19 protein-coding genes are annotated in these 22,724 nt (G+C 63.7%); 7 read left to right on the top strand and 12 right to left on the bottom strand.

Going from position 1 to position 22,724, the window contains the following annotated elements:
* Genes F8A90_RS12760 through F8A90_RS12750 form a run of 3 tightly spaced genes read right to left on the bottom strand, consistent with a single transcriptional unit; the run spans position 1 to position 3,096 of the window.
* On the bottom strand, positions 1–1,278 hold the full coding sequence (locus tag F8A90_RS12760; protein WP_166018783.1) for a TRAP transporter large permease: 1,278 nt from the start codon (positions 1,276–1,278) through the stop codon (positions 1–3).
* Between the two features lie 10 nt (positions 1,279–1,288).
* Entirely contained in the window at positions 1,289–1,870 is a 582-nt protein-coding gene (locus F8A90_RS12755) for a TRAP transporter small permease (RefSeq protein WP_200017383.1), read from the bottom strand.
* Entirely contained in the window at positions 1,870–3,096 is a 1,227-nt protein-coding gene (locus F8A90_RS12750) for a TRAP transporter substrate-binding protein (protein ID WP_200017382.1), read from the bottom strand. Before F8A90_RS12750 ends, F8A90_RS12755 begins: the two co-directional genes overlap by 1 nt.
* A gap of 644 nt (positions 3,097–3,740) precedes the next feature.
* On the opposite strand from F8A90_RS12750, the gene F8A90_RS12745 reads away from it, so the two are divergent.
* The 3 genes from F8A90_RS12745 to trxC all read left to right on the top strand — a co-directional run bounded on the left by F8A90_RS12745 (position 3,741) and on the right by trxC (position 7,230).
* The gene (locus F8A90_RS12745) at positions 3,741–5,384 is read left to right on the top strand and encodes a GMC family oxidoreductase (protein ID WP_200017381.1); all 1,644 of its coding nucleotides are present in this window, start codon (positions 3,741–3,743) and stop codon (positions 5,382–5,384) included.
* Between the two features lie 79 nt (positions 5,385–5,463).
* Positions 5,464–6,531 (top strand): YeiH family protein, encoded by a 1,068-nt coding sequence (locus F8A90_RS12740; protein WP_233593316.1) that lies wholly within the window; start codon positions 5,464–5,466, stop codon positions 6,529–6,531.
* A gap of 261 nt (positions 6,532–6,792) precedes the next feature.
* Entirely contained in the window at positions 6,793–7,230 is a 438-nt protein-coding gene (gene trxC / locus F8A90_RS12735; protein WP_043331344.1) for a thioredoxin TrxC, read from the top strand.
* Positions 7,231–7,389: 159 nt separating this feature from the next.
* Here the strand turns inward: trxC and F8A90_RS12730 are convergent, their stop codons facing one another.
* Positions 7,390–8,244, bottom strand: a complete 855-nt coding sequence (locus F8A90_RS12730; RefSeq protein ID WP_200017380.1) for an SDR family oxidoreductase — start codon at positions 8,242–8,244, stop codon at positions 7,390–7,392.
* 480 nt (positions 8,245–8,724) lie between these two features.
* On the opposite strand from F8A90_RS12730, the gene F8A90_RS12725 reads away from it, so the two are divergent.
* Complete coding sequence (locus F8A90_RS12725; RefSeq protein WP_166018778.1) at positions 8,725–9,093, top strand: hypothetical protein; 369 nt, start codon at positions 8,725–8,727, stop codon at positions 9,091–9,093.
* A 188-nt stretch (positions 9,094–9,281) separates the two neighbouring features.
* Here F8A90_RS12725 and F8A90_RS12720 read toward each other — a convergent pair whose 3' ends face one another.
* From F8A90_RS12720 to F8A90_RS12695, 6 genes are all read right to left on the bottom strand, one after another.
* Entirely contained in the window at positions 9,282–9,617 is a 336-nt protein-coding gene (locus F8A90_RS12720; protein WP_166018777.1) for a zinc ribbon domain-containing protein YjdM, read from the bottom strand.
* Between the two features lie 246 nt (positions 9,618–9,863).
* Positions 9,864–10,775, bottom strand: a complete 912-nt coding sequence (locus F8A90_RS12715; RefSeq protein WP_200017379.1) for a hydroxymethylglutaryl-CoA lyase — start codon at positions 10,773–10,775, stop codon at positions 9,864–9,866.
* A 6-nt stretch (positions 10,776–10,781) separates the two neighbouring features.
* Complete coding sequence (locus F8A90_RS12710; RefSeq protein WP_200017378.1) at positions 10,782–13,082, bottom strand: acetyl/propionyl/methylcrotonyl-CoA carboxylase subunit alpha; 2,301 nt, start codon at positions 13,080–13,082, stop codon at positions 10,782–10,784.
* A gap of 153 nt (positions 13,083–13,235) precedes the next feature.
* Positions 13,236–14,075 carry an enoyl-CoA hydratase-related protein gene (locus F8A90_RS12705; RefSeq protein WP_200017377.1) on the bottom strand — a complete coding sequence of 280 codons (840 nt, stop codon included), beginning with the start codon at positions 14,073–14,075 and terminating at the stop codon, positions 13,236–13,238.
* Between the two features lie 83 nt (positions 14,076–14,158).
* Positions 14,159–15,766 carry a carboxyl transferase domain-containing protein gene (locus F8A90_RS12700; protein WP_200017376.1) on the bottom strand — a complete coding sequence of 536 codons (1,608 nt, stop codon included), beginning with the start codon at positions 15,764–15,766 and terminating at the stop codon, positions 14,159–14,161.
* Positions 15,767–15,821: 55 nt separating this feature from the next.
* A complete protein-coding gene (locus F8A90_RS12695; RefSeq protein ID WP_200017375.1) occupies positions 15,822–16,991 on the bottom strand; it encodes an isovaleryl-CoA dehydrogenase in 1,170 nt (389 codons plus the stop codon).
* 572 nt (positions 16,992–17,563) lie between these two features.
* On the opposite strand from F8A90_RS12695, the gene F8A90_RS12690 reads away from it, so the two are divergent.
* From F8A90_RS12690 to F8A90_RS12680, 3 genes are all read left to right on the top strand, one after another.
* Positions 17,564–18,304, top strand: coding sequence for an ATP-binding cassette domain-containing protein (locus F8A90_RS12690; RefSeq protein WP_200017374.1), 741 nt, complete (start codon positions 17,564–17,566; stop codon positions 18,302–18,304).
* 8 nt (positions 18,305–18,312) lie between these two features.
* Positions 18,313–19,878, top strand: a complete 1,566-nt coding sequence (locus F8A90_RS12685; protein ID WP_200017373.1) for a glycine betaine ABC transporter substrate-binding protein — start codon at positions 18,313–18,315, stop codon at positions 19,876–19,878.
* Between the two features lie 210 nt (positions 19,879–20,088).
* Positions 20,089–20,265, top strand: a complete 177-nt coding sequence (locus tag F8A90_RS12680) for a hypothetical protein (protein WP_166018771.1) — start codon at positions 20,089–20,091, stop codon at positions 20,263–20,265.
* Between the two features lie 371 nt (positions 20,266–20,636).
* Here F8A90_RS12680 and F8A90_RS12675 read toward each other — a convergent pair whose 3' ends face one another.
* Entirely contained in the window at positions 20,637–21,941 is a 1,305-nt protein-coding gene (locus F8A90_RS12675) for a TRAP transporter large permease (protein ID WP_043331336.1), read from the bottom strand.
* A 1-nt stretch (position 21,942) separates the two neighbouring features.
* Complete coding sequence (locus F8A90_RS12670) at positions 21,943–22,500, bottom strand: TRAP transporter small permease (RefSeq protein WP_043331335.1); 558 nt, start codon at positions 22,498–22,500, stop codon at positions 21,943–21,945.
* Positions 22,501–22,724: the final 224 nt, after the last annotated feature.

The raw sequence follows: 22,724 nt of genomic DNA, 5'->3' as shown, positions 1-22,724 counted from the left end.
TTACAGGTTTACCAGGAACAGGGAAAGGGAAGGCACCAGGCAGATGGCCAGCCAGCAGGCGATCAGCGCGATGAAGTAGGGAATCACGTACTTGACCAGTCTGACGTAGGAAATGCCGGTGATGCTGCTGGCCACGTACAGGTTGAGCCCGAAGGGTGGCGTGACGAAGCCGATGGCGGCACCGACCAGGAAGATGACCGAGAAGTGGATCGGATCGACCCCGGCCTGCTGGGCGATGGGCGCGAGAATCGGCGCCAGGATGATCGTCACCGGCAGACTTTCCAGAATCATGCCCGCCAGCAGGATGATCAGCATGCAGGTGCCCAGCGTCAGGTAGTAGTTGTCGATGCCGCTGAGCATCTCGCTCAGCGCCTGACCGGCACCCAGTACCGACAGCAGCTGCTGCATGACCACCGAGATGGCGATCAGCGGTGCCAGCATGCCGGCGATCTGGCCTGAGCGCAGCATGATGGTCGGCAGCTTCTTCAGGCTGATCTCGCGGGTGATCAGCAGTCCCGCGATCATGGTGAAGCCCACGGTGATGGCGGCGGCTTCGGTCGGCGAGAACTTGCCCGAGTAGATGCCGTAGACCACCACGCCGATGGTCGCGAAGCCCAGATAGGCCTTGCGCGCCAGTCTGGCGCTGACACCGGCCTTGAAGGGTTGCAGCTGGCCCCAGCCATTCCGGCGTGCCACCAGATAGCAGGCGACCATCATCGCCACCACCATCAGGGCGCCCGGCACCATGCCGGCGATGAACAGGTCACTGATCGACAGGTTCATCATGAAGCCGTAGACGATGAAGATGATGCTGGGCGGAATGATGATGCCCACGGTGCCGCCGGAGGCCGCCGTCGCGGCCGCGAAGCGCTCGTCATAGCCGTTCTTGACCATCTCGGGCTGCATGATCGAACCGATGGTGGCGGTGGTGCCGGCGTTGGAGCCGGAAATCGCCGCGAACAGGCCACAGGCGCCGAGGGTCGACATGCCCATCCCGCCGCGCATCCAGCTCAGCGTCGAGTAGGCGAAGTCGGAGAGTCGCTTGGCGATGCCCGCCGCGTTGATCAGGTCCCCCGTGAGGATGAACAGCGGCAACGCCAGCAGGCCGAAGAAGCTCAGGCCCTGGAAGAGGGTGACGCCGACATTGGCCAGCGTGAAGTCGATCACCAGACTGGTGCCGACCACCCACAGGCCGATGACGAGGAAGATGGGCACGCCGAGCAGGAAGAAGGCGGTCACGCCCGCCGTGATCAGGGAGATCCAGATACCGTCTGTCATGCTGACCTCCTCAGTCCATGATGGACGGTTGCAGGTTGAAGGAGTCGCCGCGGCGATAGCGCGCCCAGTCGGCGTAGAGGTTCTGCAGTACGCGATAGATGATCATCACCCACGCCAGCGGCGTGGCGAGGTAGAACCACCACTGCATGACGTTGTCGGTGCCCGGCACGATGGCGTAGTTGTCGTAGGCCAGCGTCACCTGGGTGGTGGTGAAGTAGATCACCATCAGCCCGAAGCCGATCCACAGCACGGCATCGAGGATCAGGCAGGCGAACTGGCCAGTGCGTGGCAGCTTCATGCGAATCTCGTTGAGGCTCAGGTGGGTGCGCTTCTTGACGTTGAGCGAGGCGCCGAACCAGGTCAGCCACAGAAATAGCAGCACGGGAATGCTGGTGCTCCAGGGGGCCTGCAGGCCGAAGAAGAAGCGCCGGATGACTTCGACGAAGATGATGCCGGCCATGCCGGAATAGGCGATCAGGATGACGACCTGTTCCAGATGGGCATCCAGCCACAGGAAGGGACGCGCCCAGGGCGCGGCCTTCTTGAGGGCAGATTGCTTGGTCGGTTGACTGAAGATGGTGGTATCGCCCATTACCCCCTCCACCAGCGCTGCGGCTTGACGTTGACGGCGGCGATATCACGCGGAATCTCGCGCGCGACATCATGGATTTCCTGATAGATATCGAGACCGCCGGACCACTTGTTGAGGCGCTCGCGCCACTGCTCCCACGGTTCGGGATTGAATTCCGGCGAGCACATCTGCTCCGCGCGTGAGCGTTCGGCGTCCGACAGCGGCGCCACGCGTACATTGTTCTCGGCGAAGACGGTACCGGCGGCGGGGTGTTCGGTGGCACCGACGATCTCGAAGCGCCCGGCCTCGTTCATGCCCTGGGTAAAGATCTGCGCGCAGTAGGCGGACTCCATCACCTGGTCCTGCAGTTCGGCGCCGAGGCTGTCGAACTTGGGCAGGCTCATGCCGGTGTGTTCGGTACCGGCGAAGAAGCGCAGGTCGACCGCCTGCGACACCACCGGTGCCATGCCGGCGTAGGCCACGGCGCTCATCCAGGTCTCGGCGCCATCCAGCAGGCCCTGGCGCAGGCCATCGAGGGTCTCTTCCCAGGCGACCGGCACCGGGTTCAGGCCCAGCTGTTCCATCGCGATACGGCCCATCTGGGTGCCGGTGACGCGGTTCTTGGTGCCCTTGAGATCATCGATGCTGGTGACCAGCGGTCTGTCTTGCCACTTGAGGCCGAGCATGATGCCGCGCAGGTCACAGTGGGTGAACAGGAACTGCAGGTTGTGGCGCTGGCGCAGCGGTTCGCGCAGCAGCTGCTCACTCTTCTTGTGATAGAAGAAGTGGAACATCGAGGCGACGGTGGGGAACAGATAGGCGAAATCGAGCACGTTCAGATAGGGCGCGCTGCCCGAGGAATTCTGGGTGGAGGCCGAGTAGATATCGACGATGCCCTGCTGGGTCTTGCCGACGCAGTCCAGCTGGTTGCAGACCTCGTTGCTGCCCATGAATTCGACGCGGATGGCGCCGTTGGTGCGTTCTTCCAGATCCCGCGCGAAGAACAGCTGGCCGGACTTCTGGATATCGAGATTGCGCTCGTTGAAGCCCGAGGCACCGAAGCGCAGCTGGAACTTGGGCGCAGTCTTGTAGCGTTTCTGCTGCTCCTGATCGGCGGCACGCGCCAGCGTGGACGCGGTAAGACCTGCGCCGAGGCCGGTGGCGGCCAGCAGGGTCGAGGTCAGACCGAAGCGACCCGAGATGTCGAGGAAGTCACGGCGTGACAGCTTGCTGAGTGGCGATGGCATGGTAGTGCTCCCGGTATTGTGTTTGCTTTTGTGGTGGGATGCAGGCCTGGCGGCCGGGAAGTGATGTCGTATCACTCGCCCTGTGTTGGCGTTGTTATGGGTCTTGCGGTGCGGGGCTTGCTTCCGCTGCTTGTCCGGCAAGCCGTTTGTTGATCACTTCTTTAGCCAAGTGCTTGTTTATCCGTCCTTATTTGCTGTCCTTATATGCCCGTCTTTATTTGTCAGGCGTTTCGCAGTGCCTGTTCAGGGCGTGTCTCTTCAGAGCATGTCGGGGCGCTTGTCAGACATATCCGCTATTTCTTCAAAGCCTCTCCAAAACTCCCAAAGTCTCTTCAGAGTCTCCTCAAGCCCTTTCCAGACTCTTCTCAAACTCTCCTCAAGCACCTCTCCAGCGCCCATGAGCCCTGCTTCTGGCCTCTATGGTGATTGCCCATGTTGGCGGTCTGTATCGTTCTCGCTAGTTCGTCTTACATAGTTGGTCGTATAACGAGACGAAAAGTACCGTTACCGGCGTTTCAAATCTCAATGTAGGGCACTTTTTCAGCTTTGGCAAAGATATTGAGACGCTGTGTTTCGTATTTGACGAATTTCAATTTTGATACCATTATTATGAGACAATATGTCTCGATATGGTATATAAAATAATGAAAACAACACGTTACGCCAATGCAGACGCATCAGCCGCCTATGACTACATCGTGATCGGAGCGGGTTCAGCCGGTTGCGTGCTAGCCAATCGTCTAAGCGAAGACCCCTCCATCAAGGTCCTGCTGCTGGAAGCCGGCGGCTCGGACTGGAATCCGTGGATTCATGTGCCGGTGGGCTACTTCAAGACGATGCACAACCCGGCCACCGACTGGTGCTATCTCACCGACCCTGACAAGGGTATCAATGGTCGTCGGCTGCAGTGGCCGCGGGGCAAGGTGCTGGGCGGTTCCAGCTCGCTCAATGGGCTGCTGTATATCCGTGGTCAGCATGAGGACTACGACGACTGGGCGGCGGCAGGCAACAAGGGCTGGGACTTCAAGTCAGTGCTGCCGTACTTCCGCAAGTCGGAGTGTCAGGCGCGCGGCGCAGATGAGTGGCACGGCACCGATGGGCCGCTGCATGTCTCTGACCTGCGCCTCAAGCGCGAGATCGCCGAGCGCTTCATCGAGGCGGCGGTGGAGGCGGGGATTCCGCGCAACCAGGACGTCAATGGCGAGCGCCAGGAAGGGGTCGGCTATTTCCAGCAGACCACCTACAAGGGCCTGCGCTGCAGCACGGCCAGGGCTTTCCTGCGCCCGGCCCTCACGCGCAGCAATCTGACGCTGGTCAAGCATGCGCACTGTCGTCGCGTGTTGCTGGAAGGTAAGCGCGCCGTCGGGGTCGAGTATGAGGTGAAGAACACGATTCACAGGGCGCGCGCCGAGCGCGAGGTGCTGCTGTCCAGCGGCGCCATCGGCAGCCCGCAGATTCTGCAGTGCTCCGGTATCGGTGAGCCCGAGCATCTGGCCAGTGTCGGCGTCGACTGCCTGCACGCGCTGCCGGGCGTCGGGGAAAACCTGCAGGATCATCTGCAGGTACGGCTGGTGTTCAAGACCCAGTGCCGCACCCTCAATGACGAGGTGCGTCATCCGCTCAAGAAGCTGGCGGTCGGTACCCAGTACCTCTTCACGCGTACCGGCCCGCTGACGCTGGCGGCCAGCCAGGTGTGCGCCTTCACCCAGTCGCGCGAGGGGCTGACGCGCCCTGATATCCAGTTCCACATGCAGCCGTTGAGTGCCGACAAGCCCGCCGATGGCGTGCATCCGTTCTCGGCGTTCACGTCCTCGGTGTGCCAGCTGCGCCCGCACAGCCGCGGGCAGGTGCGCATCACCAGCGCCGATGCCAGCATCTACCCTTCCATCCAGCCCAACTATCTCAGCGCCGAGGAAGACCGCCGCGTGGTGGTCGATGCCATCAAGGTGGCGCGGCGTATCGCCCAGGCAGCGCCGCTGGCCTCGGTGATCAGCGAGGAGTATGTGCCGGGCGCGCACTACCAGAGCGATGAGCAGCTGCTGGAAGCCGCGCGTCAGTTCAGCCAGACCATCTATCACCCGGCGGGCACCTGCAAGATGGGCCACGATGCGCTGGCGGTGGTAGATGACGAGCTGCGTGTCCATGGCCTGCACGGCTTGCGCGTGGTGGATGCCTCGATCATGCCGGTGATCGTGTCCGGCAATACCAATGCGCCGACCATCATGATCGCCGAGAAGGCCGCCGACATGATCAAGGCCGCCCAGGTGAACATGGCCCAGGCCAGCTAGCAGGCCTTCGTGCTTGTACGACACATCGCGGCGGGGCAGCTTGCCCGTCACCGCTTGCTGGTCTGATTGAGGAATCCGCGTGGCCACTGACAACAGTTCATCACTGCACGACACACCCGCCCCGCCCACCAGCCTGTGGCGGACCCTGGAAGGGCGCGTGCGCATCATCATGCCGGGCCTTCTGATCTGCATCATCATCGCGCTGGCGACCACCTTCATCGCTGACCATTACGGCGGCCCGACGCTGCTCTATGCGTTGCTGTTCGGCATGTCGCTGCACTTTCTCTCCGAGGAGGGGCCGTGCAAGGCGGGCATCGAGTTCGCCTCCAAGACGGTACTGCGCCTCGGCGTGGCCCTGCTGGGCGTGCGCATCACGCTGGAGCAGGTCGCGAGTCTCGGCCTCGGCCCGGTGATCACGGTGGTGCTCGGGGTGGTGGCGACCATCCTGTTCGGCGCGCTGCTGGCCCGCGTGATGGGGCTGGACCGCGACATGGGGCTATTGACCGGCGGCTCGGTGGCCATCTGCGGTGCCTCGGCGGCGCTGGCGCTGTCGGCGGTGATGCCGCGCAACGCCACCAGCGAGCGTCACACCATAATGACCGTGGTCGGGGTGACGACCCTCTCGACTGTGGCGATGATCACCTATCCGCTGATCGTCAGATTGCTGGGGCTGGATGATGCCGAGGCCGGCATCTTCCTCGGCGGCACCATCCATGACGTGGCTCAGGTGGTGGGCGCGGGCTACATCATCTCCGAGCACACCGGGGACGTCTCGACCTTCGTCAAGCTGCTGCGCGTGGCGATGCTGGTACCGGCGGTGATGGTCTTCATGCTGCTGTTCCGCAGTGCGCGCCAGGCCAATGGCGATGAGGGCGGCAAGGTACCGATGTTCCCCACCTTCCTGATCGCCTTCGTGGCACTGGTGTTGATCAACAGCCTTGGCTGGGTGCCGAGCGTCGCCGTGGAAGGCTTCACCGATCTGTCGCGCTGGTGTCTGGTGGCGGCAATTGCCGCGCTGGGCGTCAAGACGTCGTTCCAGAAGCTGGCGGTGGTGGGCTGGAAGCCGGTGATCCTGATGGTGGTGGAAACCCTCTTCCTGTTGGTGCTGGTGACACTGTGCATCAAGTTCGGGCTGGCCAGCATCTGATGGACACCCATGTGTGCTGAGTGTCCAGGGCCCTGCCAAGACTGGTGGGGCCCTTCAGGTTGAGGGCAGGGGGGACGTTCAGTTCGTTCAGGTCAGGCGAGTGTTCAGATCAGGCGGGCTCATACAGCCAGCCAATCAGGGCGATAAGGTGACTCAATTGCTTATCAGCCCACGAGTCGTATGATCTGCGCTTATCGGTACGCGTCTGACGCTGAGTCGTCAGCGCAGCGCGCCGCATCCCCATTCTTCTGGAGTCCGATCATGTCTGAATCCCTCGTGCTGGCCTGTCCGCAATGTCTCGCTCTCAATCGTGTGGCCACCGCGCGTCTGGATGACAACCCCAGCTGCGGCAAGTGCAGCGCCGCCGTGCTGCCCAAGGAGCCGCTGGAACTGACCAGCGACAACTTCGAGGCTCTGGTGGTGCGCAGTGAAATGCCGGTGGTCATCGACTTCTGGGCCAGCTGGTGTGGCCCGTGCAAGATGATGGGGCCGATCTTCAATGAAGTCGCGGCGCAGATGGGCACCCGTGTGCGTTTCGCCAAGATCGACACCGAAGCCCAGCAGGCGCTGGCCGGTCGTTTCGGCATCCGCAGCATTCCGACGCTGCTGGTGATGAAGCAGGGCAAGGAGCTGGCGCGCGAATCCGGCGTGATGCAGGCCGGTCAGCTCAAGCAGTGGCTGGCACCGCACGCGGTGTGACCCCGGCCCGCGCGAGTAAAGTCCGCAGTTGAGCGTTCAGGGAAACCCGGACGCAGCTCAAGAACTGACAACGCCTGACGTGCAATCGCGTCAGGCGTTGTCGTCTCGGTCGGCGTTGTCGTCTCGGTCGGCCTTATCGTCTCAGTCGGCCTTGTCCTGTCAGTCGGCGTAAACCATCTTGCGCGTCATGCCGCCATCGACGACATGATTCTGGCCGGTGATGAAGCCGGCCTTGTCCGAGGTCAGGAAGGCCACCAGCGCGGCGATGTCATCGACATGGCCGACGCGCCCGACGGGATGCTGGGCGTGGTCTTCGTCACTCAGCGACTCGGCCTCGCCGCTTTTCTGCAGAGCGCTGACGTCGATCCAGCCCGGGCTGATGGCATTGACGCGAATCTCCGGCCCGAGGCTCATCGCCATGGCATGGGTGAGGGCGACGATGCCGCCCTTGCTGGCGGCGTAGGCTTCGCTGTGCGGCTCGGACTGCAGGGCGCGGCTGGAGGCCAGATTGACGATGCTGCCGCCGGTCTCGCGCAGATGCCGCGCCGCATGCTTGGCGGTCAGGAAGCTGCTGGTCAGACTGGTGTCGAGTACCTGATGCCAGCGCTCAAGCGACAGCTCCTCAAGCTTGCCCTGGAAGGGGTCAGCGATCGCGGCATTGTTGATCACCGCGTCCAGCCGCCCGAAGGCCTCGCAGGTAGCCGCGATGCTGGCGGCCACGGATTTCTCGTCACGCACATCCAGCGTGAAGACGCGCAGACGCTCACCGATGTCCTCTATGGGCGACTCGTCGAGCGGCGCTTCCGAGCGTTCAGCAAGATCCCCCGGCGGCGCTGCAGGCTCCTCTGCAAGCCCGCTCGCCTGTCGCTTCTTCATCTCCCGATATTGCTGGCCTGCCTCGGCATCGATATCCGCCAGGGCCACGCGCCAGCCGTGGGCGAGCAGGTAGTCGCTGATGCCGCGGCCGATGCCTTGAGCACCGCCGGTGATATAGGCCACCTTGGCTGTCTTCATGTCATTCTCCTGATGGGATGCCGGCAGGGCGTTGTGGGCAGGGTGTTGTGACGAAGCGTTTCACTCATGTCTCGTCGATGACGCGGCGTGTCCCTGCGGGCAATGATATAGGTGCGGCAGGCGCGCGAGACAAGGGCGGTGCATGCAGACACCGCGCGGCGACCATGCCTCAGCATGACAGGCCTCAGAGTCGTGATGGGGCTCAAGGGTGGCGCGGCGCCTCACGGCCCGCGTTGAGGACTGATCCTGATGGCTGATTCTATTGGTCAGGGAGTTATCGCCTCGCGTGGCAGCTGTCAGACTGTGCATGAGTCCACGTCAGGCGTCAGGTGCGTCTGGGTGACCACGAGATATCGCCATTCGACGCGAGGGGCGAGGAACTCGACTGCCGGGCCGTTGCCCGAGTCCCCTCAAGCCGCAAGCGAGTGGATGAGCGAGCGGGTAGCCCCCGATGAAGTATCAGTCGCGCGAGGAATGAAGATGAACAAGGGGATGCAACACTGGCTGGCGATGGTGGCCGTGGCGGTGATGCTGATGGCCGGGGCGGGATGCGATGGCGTCAATGGCCCGCGCCCTACCAGCGTGGCGACGCTGCTGGAACACTCCGAGGCCTGGCAGGGCGAGCAGGTGGCCGTGCAGGGCAGGGTGCGCAGCGAAGACGTGCCCAACCGCTACTGGCTGGAAGGCGAAGGGCAGCAGCGCCTGGAACTGCTGCCACCGGAGCGCATCGGTGCCTATATCGGGCGTGAGGTTCAGGTGAGCGGCCGCTTTGAATTCGAGGTCGGCGGTCAGCGCCGCATACGCCTGTCCAAGGTCACGCCGCTGGACAAGACGTCGCCTGAGGAGTGAGTGAGCACTTGCTGGGGTGGTGGGCTGGTGCGGGACAGGGCTGGCCAGAGCGGGCTGGGCAAGGCGCCTCGGCAAGCCGGAAATGGCGGGCTGGAAACGACAGTCCACAAACGACAGTCCGCAAACGACGATGCCCCGTCGCGCACATGGCGCAGGCGGGGCATCGTCGTGTCAGGCAAGTAGAGCGATCAGGCTTTCTTGACGAACATCGACTTGAGCTTCATCGGACCGACGCCATCGATCTTGCAGTCGATGTCGTGATCGCCATCCACCAGGCGGATGTTCTTGACCTTGGTGCCGACCTTGACGACGGAGGAGGTGCCCTTGATCTTCAGGTCCTTGATGACGGTGACGGTATCGCCATCGATCAGCTCGTTGCCGTTGGCATCGCGGAATACCGGACCGGCTTCCTCGACGGCGGCTTCCTTGGACCACTCATGGGCACATTCAGGGCAGACGTACTGCATGCCGTCGTCGTAGGTGTATTCGGAATTGCAGGCCGGGCAGTTCGGAAGGGCGCTCATCACGGTGTCCTGAAATCAGTCTCTCGCGCTTTTCCCGGCAAGCACACGGGTCAAGGTTCAGGAAGAGACAGGGTGTTGGAAGGCGCGCATCGGGCTCAAGCGGTGCGCGAACGGCGGCAAGCCTACACCGATTCCGTGACAGCGACCATCCAGTGCGGCCCTTGGTCGCAATCGGTGCGCGCCGTGCTGGTCTTGCCAGCGTCTCACGCAGATCGCTCTCAGCTACTCGCTTCTATCCACTCGCCTTCAGCCACTGGCCATCAGCGCCTGACCGACGCGTGAGCCATTCGGTCGCCCCAGCACACGGCTGATCCAGTCGCCGGTCTGTGCCAGCGCTGCCAGGTCCACCCCTGTCTCGATGCCCATGCCCTCAAGCAGATAGAGCACGTCTTCGCTGGCGACATTGCCCGAGGCACCCTTGGCGTAGGGGCAGCCGCCCAGGCCCGCCACGGAGCTGTCGATCACCGCGATGCCTTCTTCCAGCACGGCGTAGAGGTTGGCGAGCGCCTGGCCGTAGGTGTCGTGAAAGTGGGCGGCGAGCTGCGCGATCGGCACCTCGCGACTGACCTGCTCCAGCATGTGCTTGGCCTTGAGCGGGGTGCCGACGCCGATGGTGTCACCCAGCGACACCTCGTAGCAGCCCATGGCCTTGAGCTCGCGAGCGACGGCAGCCACCTCGGCGGGGGCTATCTCGCCTTCATAGGGGCAGCCGAGCACGCAGGACACATAGCCGCGCACACGCACACCGGCCTTGAGGGCGTGTTCCATCACCGGCGCAAAGCGCTCCAGCGACTCGGCGATCGAGCAGTTGATGTTGCGCTGCGAGAAGGACTCGCTGGCCGAGCCGAATACGGCCACCTCGCGCACACCACACTCCAGCGCCGCCTCAAGTCCCTTCATGTTGGGTGTGAGAGCGGAGTAAGTGGTCGCTGACTCGGCAGGGCTATCGCGCAGCGCCAGCATGATCTCGCGGTGATCGGCCATCTGCGGCACCCACCTGGGCGAGACGAAGCTGGCGGCCTCGACATGCGCAAGACCGCTGTCGCTCAGGCGCCGGATCAACTCAAGCTTGGTGGAGGTCGCGACGGGCACCGACTCGTTCTGCAGTCCGTCGCGCGCGCCGACCTCGACGATGCGTACCCTGCGGGGAAAGTGCATGCTGACTTACTCCTTGTTCGTCTCGTCCTTGCTCGACTCGACCTTGTCCGCCGAGGTCTGCTCGGCCTTGAACTCGAGCAGCACATCGCCCTGGACCACGCTGTCACCGGCCGAGAAGTGGAACTGTGCGACCTCGCCATCGGCGGGGGCATTGAGGGTGTGCTCCATCTTCATCGCCTCCATCACCATCAAGGGCGTGCCCTGCGGGACATGGCTGCCCGGCGCGACCAGCTGCGCGACTACGGTGCCATTCATCGGCGCATTCAGGGTCGCCTGGGTCTCGTGGCGCGCGTGGTCCACGGCATCGGCGCGCCGCCACAGCAGGCGTGATTCCCCCTGTGGAGTGCTGCCGGACTGGCTGTGCTGCGCTGACGACAGCACCAGCACTTCACCGCCGCGCGCCGGCGCGTGACTGGCCTGGAAGCGACGACGATAGCCATCCAGCGTCACGGCGATGGCGTTGCCTTCAAGGCGAGTGAGTCGCCCAAGATGACTTGTGGTCTGTCTTTTATCTCCGCAGTGAGTGGTCACTTCAATCTGCCAGTCGCCGTGCGAATCGCTCATCGATGACGTATTTGAGGTGTGCGTATTCGCCAGGGAGGCATGCGTTACCGGGCGGCGCGCGATGATATGCGCCACCTTGTCGCTGCGCTCATCGGCGTCGGCGTCAGCGGGCAGATACAGCGCCAGGCGCACCTGATATGGCAGGCCATTGCGCCAGCCATCGCGGCGCTCCCACGGGCTGGCGCAGGGCGCTTGGCTCGGATGTGATGTGGAGCGCGAATGTGTTGCGTGGCTGGCTTGCTCATTCAGGCGCGACAGCGCCAGCAAGGCACTGGCCGCGAGGCTATCGTGATCCAGCGTCGCCGTTGGGAACAGGCTGTCGTGATGACGTTCGATGAAGCGGGTATCCAGCTCGGCGGCGCGGAAGTCAGCATGACCGGCCAGGCGGGACAGGAAGGCACGGTTGGTGGTGACGCCGCGCACTTCCAGCGCCGCCAACGCGCGCAACAGTGTCTCGAGGGCCTGTTCACGAGTCGGACCGTAGCTGATCAGCTTGGCCAGCATCGGGTCGTAATGCATCGAGACTTCATCGCCCTCGGCGACGCCGCTGTCCATGCGTACCTGTTGTGCGGTCAGTTCGCCACCCGCCAGATCCAGCCGGAAGCGTTCCAGCACACCGGTAGCGGGCAGGAAGTCGTTGTCCGGGTCTTCGGCGTAGAGGCGCGCCTCGAAGCTGTGGCCGCTCAACGTCAGCTCATCCTGCTGGCGCGGCAGGCGCTCACCGCGTGCGATGCGCAGTTGCCATTCGACGAGGTCTTCGCCGGTGATCATCTCGGTCACCGGGTGCTCGACCTGCAGGCGGGTGTTCATCTCCATGAAGTAGAAGGCGCCGTGGCTTTCGCTGCCCGGTTGCGGCGCGTCGAGCAGAAACTCGATGGTGCCGGCACCGACATAGCCGATCTCGCGCGCTGCCCGCACGGCGGCCTCGCCCATCTCACGGCGCAGCGACGGCGTCAGTCCCGGCGCGGGCGCCTCTTCCAGCACCTTCTGGTGGCGACGCTGGACACTGCAATCGCGCTCGAACAGATAGACACCGCTGCCGTAGCTGTCACAGAACACCTGGACTTCGACGTGGCGTGGCTGGGTCAGGTATTTCTCGATCAGCATGCGCTCGTCACCGAAGGCGGCGCGGGATTCACGACGACAGCTGGCCAGCGCCGCTGAAAATTCCCCCGCGCTCTCGACTACGCGCATGCCCTTGCCGCCCCCGCCGGCGCAGGCCTTGATCAGCACCGGATAGCCCATGCGGTCCGCTTCGGCCTGCAACAGCGCATCCTGCTGGTCATCGCCGTGGTAGCCAGGTACCAGCGGCACATTGGCCGCCTGCATGCGCATCTTGGCGGCGGACTTGTCGCCCATGTCGGCGATCGCGCTCTGGGGCGGGCCGACGAAGATGATGCCGGCCTCGGCCAGCGCGCTGACGAAGGCGGCGTTCTCGGACAGGAAGCCATAACCGGGATGCACGGCATCGGCACCACTTTTGCGTGCGGCAGCGATCACCTTGTCGATGTCCAGATAGCTTTCGCGGGCGCTGGCGGGGCCGAGACGCACGGCCTCGTCGGCCTCGCGCACATGCAGGGCATCGGCGTCGGCATCGGAGTAGACCGCCACTGTCTGGATGCCCATCGCGCGAGCGGTGCGCATCACGCGTACGGCGATCTCACCCCGGTTGGCGACCAGCAGCTTGCGGATCTCGCCGCAACCGGCGGGGAGGGGCTGGTCTGTCTCGCGGTTGGCGTTCATGGCAAGCGTCCTGTGGCGAAGGTGGCTAGGGAAATCAGGAAGAGAAAAGCTCTTGAGAAAAAATCCGGCAGGCATGGCCGAGGTGGATGGCCGAGAGTGATGACCAGTGCCGAGAGCGTCGATATGCCGCCAGCGGCTTCAGGCCTCTGGTGATCACGAGGACTTGGGCGTCTCGGTTGTTTGGTTCTCGGTCGGCACCCAGGGCGCCGGCGTGCCGGCGAAGAAGGCGGCCAGACCGGCCTGGCCCTGTTCGCTGACGCGCAGCTGGCTGATCACCTCGCAGCAGCGTTCACGGGTCGCGGCGCTGGCTGGGGCCTGAGCGACCTCGCTGAGCAGTGCCTTGGTGGCGCGGCTGGCGGCAGGCGAGGTGGCCAGCAGGGTCTGCACCATCTCCGTGACGCGCGCCTCCAGCAGCTCATCGAGGCAGGTCTCGTGGACCAGGCCGATGCGCTGCGCGGTAACACTGTCGATCACCTCGGCGCTGAGCGCATAACGGCGCATCTGGCGTGAGCCGATGGCGCGCTGCACGTAGGGACTGATGGCAGCCGGTGCCAGCCCGATGCGCACTTCGGAGAGACAGAAGCGCGCCCGCTCGGCGGCAATCACGATGTCGCAGCAGGCCGCCAGACCGACGGCACCGCCGAAGGTGGCGCCCTGGACACGACACACGCTGGGGCAGGGCAGCTCATCGAGCAGCTGCATCAGGCGCGCAAGCTCGCGTGAGTCGGCGAGGTTATCCTCCAGCGAATACTCGACCATGCGCTGCATCCACTTGAGGTCGGCGCCGGCCGAGAAGCTCTTGCCCTCGGAGGCCAGCACCACCACACGCACCTCGTCGCGACTCGCCTTGATGTGCAGGTTCTCCAGATGCTGATTCAGCTCCGCAATCAGCAGATCATCGAAGGCGTTGTGCACCTCGGGGCGCAGCAGGGTGAGGCGGGCGACGCCGTGTCGATCTATCTCGAGGCGACTCGATTTGCGAGGCTCTGTCATCGTGCTTTCTTCCATTCTGTTAGCTTCAAGATGACTACTTGTGTTCGGTGCAGGTCACAATCATCGTTGTAGCGCTTGACGGGTTACATGCGAAGCACACCGAAGCGACTGTCCTCGATCTCGGCATTCATGGCCGCGGCCAGTGACAGCCCCAGGATGTCGCGGGTCTGCAGCGGGTCGATCACGCCGTCATCCCACAGGCGCGCACTGGCGTAGGTCGGATGGCCCTGACGCTCGTACTGCTCGCGTACCGGCGCCTTGAAGGCCTCTTCTTCCTCGGCGGGCCACTCGCGCCCCTCGCGGGCATGCTGGTCGCGCTTGACCTGTGCCAGCACGTTGGCGGCCTGCTCGCCGCCCATCACCGAGATGCGTGAGTTGGGCCACATGAACAGCAGGTTGGGGTCATAGGCGCGCCCGCACATGCCGTAGTTGCCCGCGCCGAAACTGCCACCGATCAGCACCGTGAACTTGGGTACCCTGGCGCAGGCCACCGCCGCCACCAGTTTGGCGCCGTGCTTGGCGATGCCTTCGTGCTCGTAACGCGAGCCGACCATGAAGCCGGTGATGTTCTGCAGGAAGATCAGCGGAATTCGGCGCTGGGTGCACAGCTCGATGAAGTGTGCGCCCTTGAGGGCGCTTTCCGAGAACAGCACGCCATTGTTGGCGAGGATGCCGACCGGATGGCCATGCAGATGCGCGAAGCCGGTGACCAGCGTCTCGCCGTACTCGCGCTTGAACTCGTCGAAGTCCGAGTCATCCACCAGTCGGCCGATCACTTCGCGCACGTCGTAGGGTTTCTTGAGATCCGTGCCGACGATGCCGTAGAGCTCCTGCGGGTCCAGGCGTGGCGGACGCGATTCGCGCAGCGCGAGCTGGCCCTTGCGTTGCCAGTTGAGGCGCGACACGGCGCGGCGAGCCAGCTGCAGGGCATGGGCGTCGTTGTCGGCCAGATGGTCGGCCACGCCGCTGATCCTGCAGTGCACCTCGGCACCGCCGAGGGCTTCGGCGCTGATGTCCTCACCGGTGGCGGCCTTCACCAGCGGCGGCCCCGCCAGGAAGATGGTGCCTTGCTCGCGCACGATGATGGATTCGTCCGCCATCGCCGGCACATAGGCGCCGCCGGCGGTGCACGAGCCCATCACCACGGCGATCTGCGGGATACCTTCGGCAGACAGCGTGGCCTGGTTGTAGAAGATGCGGCCGAAGTGGTCGCGGTCCGGGAAGACCTCGTCCTGGTGGGGCAGGTGCGCGCCGCCGGAATCGACCAGATAGAGACACGGCAGGCGATGCTTGCGGGCGATCTCCTGGGCGCGCAGATGCTTCTTGGCCGTCATCGGGAAGTAGGTGCCACCCTTGACGGTGGCGTCGTTGGCGACGATGACGCACTCCACGCCGCTGACGCGGCCGATGCCGGTGACCAGGCCTGCGCCGGGGACGGGGCTGTCATAGACGTCATGGGCCGCCAGCGCAGAGAGTTCGAGGAAGGGCGAGCCTTCATCGATCAGGTGGTCGATGCGTTCGCGCACGAACAGCTTGCCGCGCGACTCGTGACGCTCTCGCGCCTTGTCACCGCCGCCGGCCGCGACGGTCTCCAGCAGCTGGTGCAGGCGATCGACCTCGGCCTGCATCGCCGCTTCATTGGCGCGGAACTGGTCACTGCGCGGATTGATCAGGGAGGTCAGTATGGCCATCGAGCAAGCTCCAGCGGCGAAGGGATACGAAAAGAGTAGGGGATGAAGAGAGGTGTCAGGCGCTCTCGTTGAACAGTTCACGCCCGATCAGCATGCGGCGAATCTCGCTGGTGCCGGCGCCAATCTCGTACAGCTTGGCGTCTCGCAGCAGCCGTCCGGTGGCGTACTCGTTGATGTAGCCGTTGCCGCCGAGCAGCTGGATGGCATCCAGCGCCATCTGGGTGGCCTTCTCGGCGCAGTAGAGAATCACGCCCGCGGCGTCCTTGCGTGAGGTCTGGCCGCGATCACAGGCATTGGCGACCGCATACAGATAGGCGCGACAGGCATTGAGGGTGGTGTACATGTCGGCGACCTTGCCCTGCACCAGCTGGAATTCACCGATGGCCTGGCCGAACTGGCGGCGCTCATGCAGGTAGGGCACCACGATATCCATGCAGGCCTGCATGATGCCGATGGGGCCGGCGGCCAGCACGGTGCGTTCGAAATCAAGCCCCGACATCAGCACCTTGACGCCACGATTGACCTCACCCAGCACGTTCTCCACCGGCACCTGGCAATCCTGGAAGACCAGCTCGCAGGTGTTGGAGCCGCGCATGCCGAGCTTGTCGAGCTTCTGGGCGGTGGAGAAACCGGGGAAGTCGCGCTCGATGATGAAGGCGGTGATGCCCTTGGAGCCGGCGTCCGGGTCGGTCTTCGCGTAGACCACCAGGGTATGGGCATCCGGGCCGTTGGTGATCCACATCTTGTTGCCGTTGAGCACATAGTGATCGCCGCGCAGCTCGGCCTTGAGCTGCATCGAGACCACGTCAGAGCCGGCGCCGGGTTCGGACATCGCCAGCGCGCCGACATGCTCGCCACTCATCAGCTTGGGCAGATAGCGTGCCTTCTGCTCGGCAGTGCCGTTGAGCTTGATCTGGTTCACGCACAGGTTGGAATGCGCGCCGTAGGAGAGCGCCACCGAGGCACTGGCACGCGAGATCTCTTCCATCGCGATGCAGTGCGCCAGATAGCCCATGCCGCTGCCGCCGTCCTCGTCGGGCACGGTGATGCCGAGCAGGCCCATGTCGCCGAACTTCTGCCACAGGTCATCGGGGAAGGCATTGCTGGCATCGATCTCGGCGGCGCGCGGCGCGATCTCGTCGCGGGCAAAGGCGTTGACCTGCTCACGCAGCAGGGTATGTGTCTCGTCGAGTCCGAAATCCAGCGGTGAATAGAGGCTGTGCATGATCTGGCATCCTGTAGACGGTTAGGCGCGATGAGCAAGGCCCGCCAGGGGCTGTGATGACCTGATGGTGAACGGTCTGTCGCAAACGGTCTGTCGCAAACGGTCTGTCGCAAACGATCTGTCGCAAACGATCTGTCGCGAAGGGCTTGTCAAGTCCGCCCGACATGGGCCGCCTTGGCGTGTGATGGAAATTACTCTAGGTCAAAGTTGACGTTAACGTAAAGGTCATTGTGAGGTGCTTTGACCAAGGTCGCAGGGCTTGCGGCAGAAGGTCAGCAGGGAGACTCGAGAGGGGAGTGTCAGGTAGAGGAGCTGAGTTATGTGAAGTCAGGTCGACAAGGTCATTGAGAGAAGTCAGCTCAGGAACGAATTTGCTCCGGCATCGCCGGGGTGACTTGATAAGCTGAGACGCTGTAGTCACTGTTGATTGAGGAAGTCGTGAGGGCGTCAGTGGGGAGCATCCCCGTCGCCTGCCTGGTGTCACCGGCACGCTCCAGTGTGCAAGTGCGCTGACTCGCCAGCGCTTTCCGCCATTCCAGACTCATGCTCACCTGCCTAGAAGGACCTACTCGATGAGTGATGACACCGCCCCGGCAGTCCGCTTCAGCGGCCTGCACAAGGGCTTTGCCGGTCAGCGCCTGTTTGAAGGCATTGATCTTGAACTGCCGCGTGACCGTATCACCGCCCTGGTCGGTGCCAGCGGCTGTGGCAAATCGACCCTGCTGCAGCTGATCAACGGCCTGATCCGCCCGGATGAAGGCGAGGTCAAGGTATTCGGCGCCGCCGTCGATTACGCCAACCTGCCAGCCATGCGTCGACGCATCGGCTATGCCGTCCAGCAGATCGGTCTCTTTCCCCATCTCAGCGTGCGCGACAACGTCGCCATTCTCGCTGACCGCGAAGGCTGGAGCGCCGAGCGCGTCAAGGCGCGCATCGCGCGACTGTTCCAGATGATGGATCTCGACATGGCGCTGCTGACGCGCTATCCCCACGAGATTTCCGGCGGTCAGGCCCAGCGCGTCGGCCTGTGTCGCGCCATGATGCTGGAGCCACCGTTGTTGCTGCTCGATGAGGCCTTCTCGGCCGTCGACCCGATCACGCGCATTGAGGTGCATGCCCAGTTCCAGCGCATGCAGCAGGAGGAGCCGCGCAGCGTGGTGATGGTGACCCATGACATGAATGAGGCACTGAGCCTGTCCGATCACATGGTGGTGATGGCGCCCGGCGTGATACTGCAGGCCGCCAGCCCCGACACCATCACCACGTCGCCAGCGGATGAGCGCGTGGCCCGACTGCTGGAGGCACGCGCATGAAGACGCTGATGACGACTCCCGTCCTGCAACGCTCGCGCCGCGGGCTTTCTGGCGCGCTGATGGTTGCCGGCCTGGCGCTTGCGAGTCTGGGAGCACTGGTGAGCAGCCCGCTTGTCAGCGCGGAAGAGGAAGCCGTGGCATGGCCAGAGGACAAGCCGATCGTGGTCGGCTCCAAGGCGGACCGCGAAGGCCATCTGCTGGGCGAGATATTCGCGCAGGTGCTGGAGGACGCCGGCTTCACGGTCGAGCGCCGTTTGGGACTGGGGCAGACCATCATCACCTATCAGGGGCTGGCGGAAGGCGAGCTGGATGTCTATCCCGAATACACCGGCACCCTGGCCCACGCCATTCTCAAGCTGGATGATGTGCCTTCGCTCGAGAAGCTTGATGAGCTGAGTCGCGAGCAGGGCCTGCGCGTACTCGAGCCGCTGGGCTTCAACAATACCTATGCCGTCAGCATGCGCCGCGATCAGGCCGAATCGCTGGGCATCAGCACCATCGGTGATCTCGCGGCACACCCGGACCTGTCATTGGCGATGTCACATGAGTTCATCAAGCGTTCGGATGGTTGGCCGGGGTTGGCCAAGGAGTACGGCCTTTCCCAGGTGCCACGGGGTATCGAGCACGGTATCGCCTATCAGGCGCTGCGTGAGGGCAAGATAGATGGCACCGATGCCTATTCCACCGAGGGCGACATCAAGCGCTTCGATTTCGTGCTGCTGGAAGATGACAAGGGCTACTTCCCCGAGTATCTGGCGGTGCCCTTCGTGAATGCCGCCTTGCCGGAGAAAGCCGTTGCGGCGCTCAACCAGCTGGCGGGGAGTCTCGATGAAGACAGCATGCAGGCGCTGAATGCCGAGGTTTCCACGGACGAGAAGACCTTCGCTCAGGTCGCCAGCCGCTTCATTCAGGAGCAGGGCATCACCACCGAGCAGCGTGAAGTCAGTGGCGCCAAGTGGGACAAGCTGGGTACCAATCTGATCGAGCACCTGCAGTTGACGCTATCCGCATTGCTGTTGGCCTGTCTGGTCGGCCTGCCGCTGTCCTTGCTTGTCTATCGCAATCCGAAGGTCTCGCGGGTGGTGCTCTATGTCACCGGCCTGCTGCAGACCGTCCCTTCCATCGCGCTGCTGGCGCTGATGATTCCGCTGTTCGGGATCGGGGTGGTACCGGCGGTGATCGCGCTGTTCGTCTACTCCTTGCTGCCGATCATCCGCGCGGCCATCACCGCGCTGCTGACGGTGGACCCGTTGCTGGTCAAGGTGGCACGCGGCATGGGCCTGACGCGTCGCGAGCAGTTGCGTCACGTCATCCTGCCGCTGGCGACGCCAAACCTGCTCACTGGCATCAAGACCGCCGCCATCATCAATATCGGTACCGCGACGCTGGCGGCCTTCATCGGCGCCGGCGGGCTGGGCGAGCCCATCGTCACCGGGCTTTCGCTCAATGACTATGATCTGGTGCTCTACGGGGCGATTCCCGCGGCATTGCTGGCCATCTGTGCCGAGCTGCTGTTCGAGCTGTTCGAGCGCCTGGTGATACCGGCGCATATGCGCGGGCTGAAGTCGCGCTGAGCTGGAAAAAACGGCGTAGTACATTACACGACAATCATGTCGCAACTCCTGTACAAGGCGTGCAGTAAAAAAGGAAGCCTGCTGCGAAGGTTTAACGTTGGTCGTCGATCAGAGTAATGTGAAGGGGAACGTAAGGGCTTGCAGACAGCGTCGTGCCGTCCTGGATGGCTCGGCCTTGCAGCAGCCTCTACCCCCTTGAAGGAGAGACTCATGCGTATCAAAAACCTGTTTCCGATTGCACTGGTCGCGGCGACTCTGGCCCTGAGTGGTTGTGGTCTGTTCGGTCATGGCCACGGCCATGGTGGTCACGGCGGCGGTGGCGGTGGTGGCAAGGGTCACGCGATGATCGACACCCCGGCCAGCGCACCGGCGGATCATCTGTCCTGATCTAGCCTCGCCTGTCGGTTGACGAAAAAGCCGCCCCTTTCTGCCTCACGGCAAGGAAGGGGCGGCTTTTTTGTGTGCGTGTTTGTGTACCGAGCTGAGCTGTGTGGGGCTATGTGTGCGAGGACGGTGCTTTCCGTCGCGTTGCTTTGAGTCGCGATGCTTTTAGTCGCAGTGCTTTGCGAGCGGCGAGCGCTGGACAGGCGACATAAAAAAGACCTCCCCGAGGGGAGGTCTGCAAGCACGTCACCGTATGTCTGCCGTGACGCTCGGCGCCCTTGAGACAAGGGGCGACCGATAGAGGTGCCGACAGCTGCGGTTCCTGAGTCTGGAAGCGCTACCAGCTGCCATCCATGGCATCGGGGGTCAGATGATCAGTTGTTCATGGCCTGCGGCAGATAGAGCACGATCTCCGGGAAGACGTGCATCAGCACGATGGAGAAGATCATCAGCAGGAAGAACGGCAGCGTCGCCTTGGTGATGGTGATGATGTCCTTGCCGGTCAGGCTCTGGATCACGAACAGGTTGAAGCCAACCGGTGGGGTGATCTGCGACATCTCGACCACGATGATCAGGTAGATACCGAACCAGATCAGGTCGAAACCGGCGGCTTCGATGACCGGCATGATGATGGAGGTCACCAGCAGGATCAGCGAGATGCCGTCGAGGAAGCAGCCCAGGATCAGCAGGAACAGCGTCAGCACCACCAGCAGCATGGTCGGCGACAGACCCAGTGTGGCGATGCCTTCGGCCAGCTGCATCGGAATCTGGGTGAAGCTCATCGCCGAGGACAGGAAGGAGGCACCGGCGATGATGAAGGCGATCATGCATGAGGTACGCAGCGCCGCGAACAGCGATTCCTTGAAGGTGGCGGCGGTCATGTGGCCGTTGAGGCGCGCGATGATCAGCGACAGTACCACGCCGACCGCGGCCGCTTCGGTGGGTGACGCCAGGCCACCGTAGATGCTGCCGAGGATGCCGCCGATGAGTGCCAGCAGCGGAATCAGCTGGGCGCTGTTGCGCAGCTTGGCCATGAAGCCCATGTGCGGCTCGTCATGGCCGGCGCGGCCCTGCGGCTCACCGACGACCTTCGACCAGATCGCCAGATAGCCCATGAACAGGGCCAGCAGCAGCATGCCCGGCAGGACACCGGCGATGAACAGGCGCGAGATGGACTGCTCGGTGACCACGCCGTAGACGATCATCATGATCGACGGCGGAATCAGCAGACCGAGGGTCGAGGCGCTGGCGAGGGTGCCGATGGCCAGATTGCTGTCGTAGCCGCGGCGCTCAAGCTCCGGCAGGGTCATCTTGCCGACGGTGGCACAGGTGGCGGCGGAGGAGCCGCACACGGCGGCGAACAGACCGCTGCCGATGATGTTGGAGTGCAGCAGGCGGCCCGGCAGGCGATTGAGCCACGGTGCCAGCGCGCGGAACATGTTGTCGGCGAGACCGGAGCGGAACAGGATCTCGCCCATCCACACGAACATCGGCAGGGCGGTCAGGTCCCAGCCGTAGCTGGCACCCCAGAAGTCGGAGGCCAGGATCGGGCCGGTCTCGAAGGTGGAGAAGAAGGTCAGCACGATCCAGCCGGTGCCGATCAGCGAGAAGGCGACCCACACGCCGCTGCCGAGCAGCAAGGCGAGAGCCAGTAGAGTGACGAGGATGAGTGTCAGCATGTCATTCGGCTCCGTCTTCGGGCTCGGGCGCCACGTAGCTTGAGGGCGCGGTGAAGGCGGTGCGCAGCGTGGCGATCAGGGTCTCGAGAATCGCCAGGCACAGCAGGCCGGTACCGGCGACCAGCACGCTCTGCGGAATCCACAGCGGCAGCGCCAGCAGGCCGGAGGAGATGTCGTGGTACTCGAGGCTCTCGCCGACCAGCAGTACCAGTTCATGTGTGATCAACACGCTCAGGCCGAGTGCGATCAGCAGCGCGAGGCTTTCGATCCATACGCGCACGGCGGCCGGCAGGCGGTTGATGACCAGCGTCACGCGGATATGGGCGTGATGCGTGAAGGTGTAGGCGAGGCTCAGGAAGGTGGCGCCGACCAGCAGGAAGGCAGCCATTTCCGACACGCCGGAGATCTCGAAGCCGAGACGCTCGGCACCGAACATCACCATGATGGCGTCGATCAGGCGCAGGAAGACTTGCAGGCTGACGAGGGTGCAGATCAGCAGCATGCAGGCCGCCGCACCCCACGCACCGAGGCGATAGAGTCTGTCGAAGAAATAGGTCATGACGGGCGCTCACAGGGAAGGTGAGGGTGGCCACGCGATGCTGCGCACAGGCTTGTCCGTGGGTCACCTGCCGGCGGACGGCAGGTGTCGGAGTCTCGAGTGGCGTATCGCGTGGCGGGATAGCAACGCTGCAGCTGGGGTCAGTCAGGACATCTGCAGCGCTCAGGCAATGCTCAGACGTTGCTCAGGCAGTGCGCGGTTGATGCGCTCAGCCACGTGACCAG

Origin of the sequence: Cobetia sp. cqz5-12 (assembly GCF_016495405.1) — a bacterium.
Lineage (GTDB): Bacteria > Pseudomonadota > Gammaproteobacteria > Pseudomonadales > Halomonadaceae > Cobetia.
This window is presented reverse-complemented; position numbering and strand designations above follow the sequence as displayed.

What these genes read in the sequence shown, in the direction of transcription:
- F8A90_RS12760 (WP_166018783.1), bottom strand. Translation starts at nt 1,278, where the DNA reads ATGACAGACGGTATCTGGATCTCCCTGATCACGGCGGGCGTGACCGCC.
- F8A90_RS12755 (WP_200017383.1), bottom strand. Translation starts at nt 1,870, where the DNA reads ATGGGCGATACCACCATCTTCAGTCAACCGACCAAGCAATCTGCCCTC.
- F8A90_RS12750 (WP_200017382.1), bottom strand. Translation starts at nt 3,096, where the DNA reads ATGCCATCGCCACTCAGCAAGCTGTCACGCCGTGACTTCCTCGACATC.
- F8A90_RS12745 (WP_200017381.1), top strand. Translation starts at nt 3,741, where the DNA reads ATGAAAACAACACGTTACGCCAATGCAGACGCATCAGCCGCCTATGAC.
- trxC (WP_043331344.1), top strand. Translation starts at nt 6,793, where the DNA reads ATGTCTGAATCCCTCGTGCTGGCCTGTCCGCAATGTCTCGCTCTCAAT.
- F8A90_RS12730 (WP_200017380.1), bottom strand. Translation starts at nt 8,244, where the DNA reads ATGAAGACAGCCAAGGTGGCCTATATCACCGGCGGTGCTCAAGGCATC.
- F8A90_RS12725 (WP_166018778.1), top strand. Translation starts at nt 8,725, where the DNA reads ATGAACAAGGGGATGCAACACTGGCTGGCGATGGTGGCCGTGGCGGTG.
- F8A90_RS12720 (WP_166018777.1), bottom strand. Translation starts at nt 9,617, where the DNA reads ATGAGCGCCCTTCCGAACTGCCCGGCCTGCAATTCCGAATACACCTAC.
- F8A90_RS12715 (WP_200017379.1), bottom strand. Translation starts at nt 10,775, where the DNA reads ATGCACTTTCCCCGCAGGGTACGCATCGTCGAGGTCGGCGCGCGCGAC.
- F8A90_RS12710 (WP_200017378.1), bottom strand. Translation starts at nt 13,082, where the DNA reads ATGAACGCCAACCGCGAGACAGACCAGCCCCTCCCCGCCGGTTGCGGC.
- F8A90_RS12705 (WP_200017377.1), bottom strand. Translation starts at nt 14,075, where the DNA reads ATGACAGAGCCTCGCAAATCGAGTCGCCTCGAGATAGATCGACACGGC.
- F8A90_RS12700 (WP_200017376.1), bottom strand. Translation starts at nt 15,766, where the DNA reads ATGGCCATACTGACCTCCCTGATCAATCCGCGCAGTGACCAGTTCCGC.
- F8A90_RS12695 (WP_200017375.1), bottom strand. Translation starts at nt 16,991, where the DNA reads ATGCACAGCCTCTATTCACCGCTGGATTTCGGACTCGACGAGACACAT.
- F8A90_RS12690 (WP_200017374.1), top strand. Translation starts at nt 17,564, where the DNA reads ATGAGTGATGACACCGCCCCGGCAGTCCGCTTCAGCGGCCTGCACAAG.
- F8A90_RS12685 (WP_200017373.1), top strand. Translation starts at nt 18,313, where the DNA reads ATGACGACTCCCGTCCTGCAACGCTCGCGCCGCGGGCTTTCTGGCGCG.
- F8A90_RS12680 (WP_166018771.1), top strand. Translation starts at nt 20,089, where the DNA reads ATGCGTATCAAAAACCTGTTTCCGATTGCACTGGTCGCGGCGACTCTG.
- F8A90_RS12675 (WP_043331336.1), bottom strand. Translation starts at nt 21,941, where the DNA reads ATGCTGACACTCATCCTCGTCACTCTACTGGCTCTCGCCTTGCTGCTC.
- F8A90_RS12670 (WP_043331335.1), bottom strand. Translation starts at nt 22,500, where the DNA reads ATGACCTATTTCTTCGACAGACTCTATCGCCTCGGTGCGTGGGGTGCG.